Origin of the sequence: Staphylococcus americanisciuri (assembly GCF_024814435.1) — a bacterium.
GTDB classification, from domain to species: domain Bacteria; phylum Bacillota; class Bacilli; order Staphylococcales; family Staphylococcaceae; genus Staphylococcus; species Staphylococcus americanisciuri.
Window position 1 is genome coordinate 36,240 of the sequence record NZ_JANUXY010000011.1, and the last position, 9,373, is coordinate 45,612.

9 protein-coding genes and 8 tRNA genes are annotated in these 9,373 nt (G+C 36.0%); 14 read left to right on the forward strand and 3 right to left on the reverse strand.

The features are described from left to right. Positions 1–79: 79 nt before the first annotated feature. Together NXS11_RS09770 and NXS11_RS09775 are read right to left on the reverse strand one after the other, a co-directional pair. A complete protein-coding gene (locus tag NXS11_RS09770) occupies positions 80–436 on the reverse strand; it encodes a YtxH domain-containing protein (protein ID WP_259200822.1) in 357 nt (118 codons plus the stop codon). Between the two features lie 72 nt (positions 437–508). Continuing rightward, positions 509–934 (reverse strand): HIT family protein, encoded by a 426-nt coding sequence (locus NXS11_RS09775; RefSeq protein WP_259200823.1) that lies wholly within the window; start codon positions 932–934, stop codon positions 509–511. A gap of 135 nt (positions 935–1,069) precedes the next feature. Here NXS11_RS09775 and ecsA point away from each other — a divergent pair, with 135 nt between their 5' ends. Next, on the forward strand, positions 1,070–1,804 hold the full coding sequence (gene ecsA / locus NXS11_RS09780) for an ABC transporter ATP-binding protein EcsA (protein ID WP_259200824.1): 735 nt from the start codon (positions 1,070–1,072) through the stop codon (positions 1,802–1,804). Then, the gene (gene ecsB / locus NXS11_RS09785; RefSeq protein WP_259200825.1) at positions 1,801–3,015 is read left to right on the forward strand and encodes an ABC transporter permease EcsB; all 1,215 of its coding nucleotides are present in this window, start codon (positions 1,801–1,803) and stop codon (positions 3,013–3,015) included. Before ecsA ends, ecsB begins: the two co-directional genes overlap by 4 nt. Before the next feature lie 58 nt (positions 3,016–3,073). Here ecsB and NXS11_RS09790 read toward each other — a convergent pair whose 3' ends face one another. Then, positions 3,074–3,595 carry an antibiotic biosynthesis monooxygenase gene (locus NXS11_RS09790; protein ID WP_259200826.1) on the reverse strand — a complete coding sequence of 174 codons (522 nt, stop codon included), beginning with the start codon at positions 3,593–3,595 and terminating at the stop codon, positions 3,074–3,076. A gap of 304 nt (positions 3,596–3,899) precedes the next feature. Here NXS11_RS09790 and hemE point away from each other — a divergent pair, with 304 nt between their 5' ends. The 12 genes from hemE to NXS11_RS09850 all read left to right on the forward strand — a co-directional run bounded on the left by hemE (position 3,900) and on the right by NXS11_RS09850 (position 9,258). After that, the gene (gene hemE / locus NXS11_RS09795; RefSeq protein ID WP_259200827.1) at positions 3,900–4,940 is read left to right on the forward strand and encodes a uroporphyrinogen decarboxylase; all 1,041 of its coding nucleotides are present in this window, start codon (positions 3,900–3,902) and stop codon (positions 4,938–4,940) included. A 39-nt stretch (positions 4,941–4,979) separates the two neighbouring features. Next, positions 4,980–5,909, forward strand: a complete 930-nt coding sequence (hemH, locus tag NXS11_RS09800) for a ferrochelatase (RefSeq protein WP_259200828.1) — start codon at positions 4,980–4,982, stop codon at positions 5,907–5,909. 15 nt (positions 5,910–5,924) lie between these two features. Further along, positions 5,925–7,328, forward strand: coding sequence for a protoporphyrinogen oxidase (hemY, locus tag NXS11_RS09805; protein ID WP_259200829.1), 1,404 nt, complete (start codon positions 5,925–5,927; stop codon positions 7,326–7,328). A gap of 189 nt (positions 7,329–7,517) precedes the next feature. Further along, positions 7,518–8,090, forward strand: a complete 573-nt coding sequence (locus tag NXS11_RS09810) for an RBBP9/YdeN family alpha/beta hydrolase (protein WP_259200830.1) — start codon at positions 7,518–7,520, stop codon at positions 8,088–8,090. Positions 8,091–8,544: 454 nt separating this feature from the next. After that, positions 8,545–8,618, forward strand: a tRNA-Met gene (locus tag NXS11_RS09815). A gap of 11 nt (positions 8,619–8,629) precedes the next feature. Further along, a tRNA-Asp gene (locus tag NXS11_RS09820) sits at positions 8,630–8,706 on the forward strand. Positions 8,707–8,713: 7 nt separating this feature from the next. Further along, positions 8,714–8,786 (forward strand) — tRNA-Phe (locus NXS11_RS09825). A 14-nt stretch (positions 8,787–8,800) separates the two neighbouring features. After that, positions 8,801–8,873: transfer RNA gene (locus NXS11_RS09830), tRNA-His, on the forward strand. A gap of 14 nt (positions 8,874–8,887) precedes the next feature. Next, a tRNA-Gly gene (locus NXS11_RS09835) sits at positions 8,888–8,958 on the forward strand. 13 nt (positions 8,959–8,971) lie between these two features. After that, positions 8,972–9,046, forward strand: a tRNA-Asn gene (locus NXS11_RS09840). Between the two features lies 1 nt (position 9,047). Continuing rightward, a tRNA-Glu gene (locus NXS11_RS09845) sits at positions 9,048–9,119 on the forward strand. 50 nt (positions 9,120–9,169) lie between these two features. Then, positions 9,170–9,258: transfer RNA gene (locus tag NXS11_RS09850), tRNA-Ser, on the forward strand. Positions 9,259–9,373: the final 115 nt, after the last annotated feature.

The following is a 9,373-nucleotide window of genomic DNA, read 5'->3' on the forward strand; positions in this document are numbered from 1 at the left end:
ATGCTTAATAATAGTATATCTGATTATTGTATATTACTCACTAAAAATATCAAATATCTTTAATTTTTATATTAAAAAATTACTTTTTAGTTGGAAAATTTGTGATTTCTTCGCCACGATTTTGGATATTTTCTAGATATTTCTGCAATCTTTGGATATTTGGTGTAATATCTGCTTTGAATTCACCAATTGAAGTTTTTATTTCTCCGCTAATTGATTTAGCAAAATCAGTCCCATCTTTTTTAATTGTTAGGGCATGGTCTTTTATTTGATGAATTTGAGATTGAATAGTGTCTACTTCATTTGAAATATCGCTTGGTAATTTTTTGTTAGTGTTTTGTGCTTGTAGTGTTTGATTCTGACGTTCCATCAGAACAAGGCTAACACCTGTTGCAACACCTACTGCCAAGCCAAGTGTTATTTTTGCAGCATTCATAAAAAAAGTCCTCCTCAATTTAATTCTTGTCGTTTTTATTATACTCATTTTGAAGTGAGAGTATTTGATGTTCTATTGAATATGTGACGCGATTTGTTGTGCGATTTCTGCCTTTTTTGCATCATTGATTTCATTTTCGTGTGTTTCCCATTTATAGTCGAATCCATCAATATCGTTTTTATAACGAGGAATTAGATGGAAATGAATATGGAACACAGATTGTGAGGCATACGTCCCATTATTTTGAATAATATTAAGCCCATCAGGATTAAAGGCAGTTTTGATTGCATTTGCAACAATTGGTAATGCTTCGCCAATGTGTTTCATTGTTTCTGCATCTGTTTCAAAAATATTGGCTGATGCTTTTTTAGGGATAAGTAACGTATGACCTTTAGATACTTGTGAAATATCTAAGAATGCATAGACATAATCATTTTCATAAACTTTATAACTCGGTATTTCTCCAGCAATGATTTTAGAAAAAATAGTTTCAGACATAAAATTCGCTCCCTTCTGTCATTTAATATCATTATATCATGTGGCAGGATACGTGTAACTAGACAATGATTATCTCGTGAATGGCATAAACATATATCTATTTGGTACAATATTGTTTATGGAGGTGCAGATTGAATGACTGTACAAGTTGAGAATTTGACAGGTGGTTATGGTAGGAAACCTGTTATTAAAAATGTTACTTTTGCACTCGAACCGGGTGAGATTGTCGGATTAATTGGGTTGAATGGTGCAGGAAAAAGTACAACAATTAAACATATTTTAGGTTTGTTAACACCTACAGCAGGTAAGATGTCAATTTCTGGTATCGATATCAATGAAGATGTACATGCATATAGAAAGCATTTATCATATATACCTGAATCGCCAGTTATATACGAAACACTTACACTAAAAGAACATATTTATATGACTGCAATGGCGTATGGTATTGATCAGGAGACAGCGATGAAGCGTGCACAGCCTTTGTTAGAAACGTTTCGATTAGAGACTCAATTGGAAGTCTTTCCGAGTCACTTCTCTAAAGGGATGAAACAAAAAGTGATGATTATTTGTGCATTTATCGTAGACCCTGACTTATATATTATTGATGAACCGTTTTTGGGCTTAGATCCACTTGGTATACAATCAATGTTGGATCTTATGGATGCCAAGAAAAGAGAAGGACGTATTGTTTTGATGAGCACGCATATTTTAGCAACTGCTGAACGTTATTGTGATCGTTTCATTATTCTGGATCAAGGAGAAATAGTTGGACTTGGAGATCTAGAAGCATTGAGAAAGCAGTTTGATATGCCGAATGCCATGTTGGATGATATATATATTCATGCAACACAAGGAGTCGGTCGATGATGACGGCTAAACAACTTTTTATAAATAGGCATCGTGCTAAACGCAAAGAAAAGCAGTACTACAACAAGTTTATTTTTAATGGTCATTTCACTGTATTTTTAGTGATATTGATTGGGGCTTTTATTCTTGGTTATGGTGAATGGTTGCGTAATATTCCACAGGGGATTGATTATTTTTTAGCTGTTGGTGCTATTTTAGCAATCAGTTCTAACTTTCCACTAAAGACGTATTTAGAAGAAGCAGATAGTTTATTTTTATTACCGTATGAATTACAGATGAAAACATATATTCGACAAAGCATTTGGGTAAGTTACTATACACGCATGCCACTACAAGTTATCTTGTTGGTTATTGCTTATCCTTTAGTTCATGCGTTAGCACCAAATAAAACGACTGTTTTTATAACTGTGACGGTGTTTGCTGTTATTTTTCCATTGCTAGGGTTATTGATTAAATGGCATTGGTTTAAATTCGGTTTAGAAACATGGTCACTAAATGTTGTCTTGTTTGTGATTAACTTATCTGGCTATTATGTGATGCTATCTTCACAAAACATGCATAGTTTTGGAAGTATCTGCGTATTAGTGATACTTTACTTGTTTTTGAGAAAATTGTCCGAACAGCAGCGTTTACCATGGGCATTCTTGATAAAGCAAGCACGTCAACAGCAAGCCAATTATTACAAATACGTAAGCATGTTTACAGATGTTAAAGGTTTACAAGAAGGTGCAGTGCGTAGACGTTATTTAGACTTTTTATTAACGACACCTAAATCGTTTAATGAAGGTACAATGTATCCTTATTTATTTAAGCGTAACTTTCTGCGTGGCAAAGATGCATTCAACCTTACAATGCGATTGGTGCTGATTAGTGTATTATTGATGATATGGTTAAGCCAGCCATATATAAGTGCTGTCATTGGCAGTTTAGCAATGTATATATTAATTTTGCAAATGGCACAGTTTTACACACAAGAAGCTTATGGTTTGTGGCCTCAAGTATGGCCGGCATCTGAAGAATTAGTGATTCAAGGCTACAAGCAATTTCTTAATATAATAGCGACAATCATTAGTGTTTTATTTAGCATTGTATATTTAACTTTTAACTTTTCACATGGCTTTTTAATCATATGTTTCTTTGCTGTAGCGTTTTTTACAATTCGTCGTACTATAAAGAAATTGAAATATAAAGAAGCGCTTTTGCGTGATTAAGCAAATAAAATCCTCTCTGAAAGTTAACGCTTAAAGAGAGGATTTTATGATTTAGATATTACACTTCTTCTGTGTCAATCGTTTCATCAATTGGATAAAAATATTTTTCTAGGTAAGATGAATGAACGGCTGAAGCGCCTGCTAATGCCTTTGTGGCCTCTTGTGATAGGTTTTCACGAAAGGCGGAGGACTTTTTATAATTGTCATAGCTGTTTCGTGAGTCAAAACCAAGTAATACTTTATAGACATTTTGGCGTGTTGATTTTAATAAACGATAACTGTGTAAGCCATCATTTTCATTTAATGTTGGAATAAAATTTTCTAATTGATTTTCTAGTTGATATTTATGGTCTTCTGTCGTTGGAATTGTAATCAATACTTGGAAGTCAGTGTCTTGAATGGTACCTATGCGCGTCAATGCTCGGTATTGATTAGGTTGTTGAAAAACAGTGTTTGAACGCGTTTCTTCAAAAATAATTGATTGATTATCACCTGAAAAGATATGTAAGTCTCTCTCTTGGTGAGCGTCTTGAATTTGTTTTAAAAATCCCAAAGTCCCATAAGTAATATAAAAGTTCATTTATTTTCCTCCTTAATAAAAGGATTGAATCCTCATTTTCTAATCATATCATATACCTTTTTTAATGAAACTTAAATTATTTAGAGAAACCAATCTTTTTAAACCCTTATTTAGGCTGAAATTTTGACTGCATGATATACTGAATAATGTATCGTATTTTAAGGTAACACAGCATGTATTAACACAATTAATGTTGACGCAACACCTAATTTTTTAATTTTTTGTGAAAATGGTGCTTTTCACAGAGTTCTTTAATGTGAGTGTGCTATATTTGGAAAGAATGATTGCAATGAAGGAGAATCACATGAATAATACGTTTAATGACACAATTTTGAGAGCGATTAAAGGGGAAAAATGTACACATACACCTGTGTGGTTTATGCGCCAAGCAGGTCGTTCTCAACCAGAATATCGAAAGCTGAAAGAAAAATATTCTTTATTTGAAATAACACATCAACCTGAACTGTGTGCATATGTCACAAAGTTACCAGTTGATCAATACCAAACAGATGCTGCTGTGCTGTACAAGGATATCATGACACCGTTAAAAGGAATTGGTGTAGATGTTGAGATTAAGTCAGGCATTGGTCCTGTTATTTCTAATCCAATTCGTCAATATTCTGATGTAACCGCTTTAGGTCAAATTGATCCTCAGCGAGATGTTCCATATGTGCTGGATACAATTAAATTGTTAACACAAGAACAGCTAAATGTTCCATTAATCGGATTTACGGGTGCGCCATTTACTTTAGCAAGTTATATGATAGAAGGTGGGCCTTCTAAGAATTACAACTTGACGAAGGCCATGATGTATAGAGATGAAGCGACATGGTTCAAATTGATGGACACGCTTGTAGACATGTCTATTACATATGTAAAAGGGCAAGTAGAAGCAGGTGCACAATTAATTCAAATATTTGATTCTTGGGTGGGGGCATTGAATGCAGCTGATTATTACTATTATATTCGTCCCTGCATGATTAAATTAGCGTCGGGTATCAAGGCATTAGGTGTCCCTGTCATTCTATTTGGCGTGGGTGCGAGTCATCTCATAGACGCTTGGAATGAACTGCCGATAGATGTGTTAGGACTGGATTGGCGTACATCTATTCAAGAAGCGGAGAAACAAGGTGTCACTAAGACCGTACAGGGCAATTTAGATCCAAGTATTTTATTGGCACCATGGGATGTTATCGAAGCGCGCTTAAAGCCTATATTAGATCAAGGAATGGCACATGCAGGGGGGCATATTTTTAATTTAGGGCATGGTGTTTTTCCTGAAGTGGATCCTGCTACTTTGCGTAAAGTTGCGGCATTTGTTCACGACTATACGACTAAACATTAATGAAATATTGATTATGTGTATATAAAGGACGGGTAAAAAATGACAACAAAAATGGGTTTGTTAGTAATGGCATACGGAACACCTTATAAAAAAAGTGATATTGAGCCATACTATACAGATATCAGACATGGACGCAAGCCGAGTCAAGAAGAATTGGATGATTTAACACAACGCTATGAGGCGATTGGGGGATTATCTCCTCTAGCAGGAACAACGGAACGCCAAGGAGAAGCGCTTGTTTTAGCACTAAACGACAGTGGTCTGTATGATGATATAGAGTTCAAACTTTATATTGGTTTAAAACATATTCATCCATTTATTGAGGATACAGTAGAACGAATGCATCAAGATGGTATTACAGAGGCGGTGACAGTTGTTTTAGCACCCCATTATTCAAGGTTTTCTGTTGCTTCTTACAATAAACGTGCAAAAGAAACAGCAGATCTCTATGGCATCACTTTACATCATGTGAATAGTTATTTTGAACAGCCTAAATTTATTGAATACTGGGCAATGCGAATTAATGAAGTGTTAGAAAATATTCCTTATGAAGAATATGAAAAAACAACATTAGTAGTCTCGGCACATAGCTTACCTGAAAAAATGATTGTTGAAAGTAAGGATCCTTATCCTGAACAAATTTCAAAAACAGCTCAATTGATTGCGCAATACATTCCATCAATCAATGTGGTGATAGGATGGCAATCAGCGGGGAATACAGGAACGCCATGGTTAGCGCCGGATGTTCAAGACTTAACACGCGATGTATACAGTGAATTAGAGAGTAAGCATTTTATCTACACACCAGTTGGATTTGTGGCAGAGCATTTAGAAGTGTTATATGACAATGACTACGAATGCAAGGTAGTTTGTGATGAAGTGGGGGCAGTCTATCATCGACCACCTATGCCAGATACGCATCCACTATTTATTGGTGCAATTGTTGACGAAATTTCTAATATTTTTTAAGAAAGCGTGAGAAAAATGACGAAGATAGCGATTGTAGGCGCGGGCATTACTGGTTTATCGAGTGCATATTTTATAAAAAAACAATATCCGAATGTTGATGTTACAATCTATGAAGCATCAAATGTACCCGGAGGCAAGATTAAAACCGCTTATCGAGATGGATATGTTATTGAATTAGGTCCTGAATCGTATTTAGGGCGCAAAACGATTATGACTGATGTTGCAAAGGATATAGGAATAGCCGATGAAGATATTGTGACAAATCAGACAGGGCAATCGTATATTTATGCGAACGATCATCTTTATCCGATACCAGGAGGAGCAATTTTAGGTGTTCCTACCGATATCAAACCGTTTATGACGACACAATTGATTTCAATGAAGGGTAAATTACGTGCATTAAAAGATTTAACAATGAAGCCGATAGAAATGCCTGAAAGTGATATTTCGGTGGGGCATTTTTTTAGAAAAAGATTAGGTGATGAGCTGTTAGAAAATTTGATTGAGCCTTTATTAAGTGGGATATACGGTACAGATATTGATGAGCTAAGTTTGATGAGTACATTCCCGCATTTCAAGGCGTTAGAAGAAAAGCATGGCAGTATTATAAAAGGGATGCAACAAGTTAGAAAAGCGCGCCTAGAAAAAGAAGATTACAAACAAGAAAGCGCTCAAGGTCAGTTCAAGCAATTTCGACGAGGCTTATATGATTTCATTATTCATCTAGAGCAATGGCTTATTCAGCATGAAGTATCGATTCAATATAATACAAAAGTAAAAGATTTAAAGTCAACACAAAAAGGTTATTATGTCGTGTTGGAAGATGAATCAGAAGCTTTTTATGATGGTGTCATTGTTGCAACGCCTCATCAGGTATTTCGTGAGTGGTTTTGCACAGACCCAATGTTTGACTATTTTAGTCAGCTAGAGGCATCGTCCGTTGCAACTATTGTGTTTGCGTTCGATGAGAAAAACATTGAGAATGTGTATGATGGGACAGGTTTTGTTATTGCTAGAACGAGCGACACTGATATTACAGCGTGTACATGGACGTCAAAGAAATGGCCACATACTACACCAGAAGGTAAAGTGTTGATACGTGCGTACGTTGGTAAACAAGGTGATAATATTGTAAATGAACAGACGGACGATAATCTTGTGAAAATTGCGCGACGGGATTTAGCACAAATGATGACATTCAAAGGTGAACCAGATTTTACAATTGTGAATAAAATGCCATACGCAAGTCCGCAATATCATGTGGGTCATATCGATAAAATCAAGCGCATCCAACAACATATTTTAGATAACTACCAGCATCTACAAATCACAGGTGCTCCATTTGAAGCAGTTGGCTTACCGGATTGTATAAGTCAAGCACACAAAGCTGTAGAGAATCTTTTGGCACGTATTTTGTAGTATACACATACAAAGAGTAACATTATTCAGCAATTTCATGAATAGGTGTTGCTCTTTTTAAATAGACGAATACTTTTGTTTAAATATTAAGAAAATTCGACAAAATAAGTACATTTAATCTATCAATATAGGGTGGTACTTTAAAGTGTGATATGATATGAACTATAGAGTTTATTGGGAGGCAGTATTATGACAAATGTATATATTGTTCATGGTTATCAAGCCAAAAGTAGTGATCATTGGTTTCCATGGTTAAAAAAGACTTTAGAAATTGAAGGACATGATGTCACAGTGTTAGATTTACCTCATACAGAGCATCCGAATGGGGATGAATGGATTCAATATATGCAAGATAATATTAAAAACGTTAACAAAGATACAATTTTCATTGCACATAGTCTAGGTGTTATAACAACTTTGAAATTTATACAAGACTTAGATGTACCAAAAGTTGGAAGTCTTGCAATGGTGTCAGGGTTTAAAGGTGATTTGCAAGAAGATGATCGCTTACCTACACAAGAAGTATTGGACTCTTTTTTTAAGTGGGAACTAGATTTTAACAAAATAAATAATAAAGTGATCCATATGTTTGGTATTGCTGCAAAAGATGACTATGTTGTGCCAATAGATGCCACGAGAAAGCTATGTGAAGTATTAGGCTGTAAACTATACGAAGAAGAAACAGGAGGTCACTTCTGTAGTGTAGATGGCTATGATACATTTTTAACGTTGAAACAAAAAGTTTTAAGAAATTTTGACTAAGCAGTACTTATCACTTGATTTTTTAGGTACGCCTAAATATAATGATGATAGGTGGTTATCCATCAAGATTAAAAATGATATTCTCCTAATCATGTTTAAGATTCCGAAACACTCAAGGTTTATTTATCCTCCATCAAATGCCTTGAGTGTTTTTACATTTCTGTGAGGGATAGGCAATAATGAAGGACTATTTATAGACAATAATTTTTCATCTACCATAAAGGTGTTTTATTATATTATTTTTAATAGAAATAGAGTTGACCAATGACCTTAGCCAATATATAATAACAAAGTCCTCAATTTTAGTAGCGTTTGGACAAATTGTTAAGTGACGAAAAGATGACTACTGTTTTTTACGAATTTAAAGTAATCAATTAAAAAATGTAAAAAACAATTGACAATATCTTGTTAGAGATGATATGATAAATAGGTAGTTGTTTTTAAATAATATTGTCGCGGGATGGAGCAGTTCGGTAGCTCGTCGGGCTCATAACCCGAAGGTCGGTGGTTCAAATCCGCCTCCCGCAATATTTTTAAGTGGTCCCGTAGTGGAGCGGTTTAACACGCCTGCCTGTCACGCAGGAGATCGCGGGTTCGATTCCCGTCGGGACCGCCATTTTTATGGTTCAGTAGCTCAGTCGGTAGAGCAAAGGACTGAAAATCCTTGTGTCGGCGGTTCGATTCCGTCCTGAACCACTTCTAAAATTACGGCGGTTGTGGCGAAGTGGTTAACGCATCGGATTGTGGTTCCGACATTCGTGGGTTCGATTCCCATCAGCCGCCCATATCGTTGTAATGCGGGTGTAGTTTAATGGCAAAACCTCAGCCTTCCAAGCTGATGTTGTGGGTTCGATTCCCATCACCCGCTTAATTTTTGTTTTTCCACAGTAGCTCAGTGGTAGAGCTATCGGCTGTTAACCGATCGGTCGTAGGTTCGAGTCCTACCTGTGGAGCCATGGCCCCTTGGTCAAGCGGTTAAGACACCGCCCTTTCACGGCGGTAACACGGGTTCGAGTCCCGTAGGGGTCATATAATCAGAAGTGAAATATCGCTTCTGATTTTTTATTATTTTTTATAGTGGAAGATTGTCCGAGTTGGTCGAAGGAGCACGCCTGGAAAGTGTGTAGGCGCCATAAGCGTCTCGAGGGTTCGAATCCCTCATCTTCCGGTATTTAGGTGTTTTTCGTTGTTCTGCCGTTGTATCTCGTGAACGTAAACGTTGATATGACGGCATTTTGTTGTCTTTTGTTGTTTTTCGCTGGAACTCGTATTTTGAGCGGAAC

What these genes read in the sequence shown, in the direction of transcription:
- ecsA (WP_259200824.1), top strand. Translation starts at nt 1,070, where the DNA reads ATGACTGTACAAGTTGAGAATTTGACAGGTGGTTATGGTAGGAAACCT.
- ecsB (WP_259200825.1), top strand. Translation starts at nt 1,801, where the DNA reads ATGATGACGGCTAAACAACTTTTTATAAATAGGCATCGTGCTAAACGC.
- NXS11_RS09770 (WP_259200822.1), bottom strand. Translation starts at nt 436, where the DNA reads ATGAATGCTGCAAAAATAACACTTGGCTTGGCAGTAGGTGTTGCAACA.
- hemH (WP_259200828.1), top strand. Translation starts at nt 4,980, where the DNA reads ATGACAACAAAAATGGGTTTGTTAGTAATGGCATACGGAACACCTTAT.
- hemE (WP_259200827.1), top strand. Translation starts at nt 3,900, where the DNA reads ATGAATAATACGTTTAATGACACAATTTTGAGAGCGATTAAAGGGGAA.
- NXS11_RS09810 (WP_259200830.1), top strand. Translation starts at nt 7,518, where the DNA reads ATGACAAATGTATATATTGTTCATGGTTATCAAGCCAAAAGTAGTGAT.
- NXS11_RS09775 (WP_259200823.1), bottom strand. Translation starts at nt 934, where the DNA reads ATGTCTGAAACTATTTTTTCTAAAATCATTGCTGGAGAAATACCGAGT.
- hemY (WP_259200829.1), top strand. Translation starts at nt 5,925, where the DNA reads ATGACGAAGATAGCGATTGTAGGCGCGGGCATTACTGGTTTATCGAGT.
- NXS11_RS09790 (WP_259200826.1), bottom strand. Translation starts at nt 3,595, where the DNA reads ATGAACTTTTATATTACTTATGGGACTTTGGGATTTTTAAAACAAATT.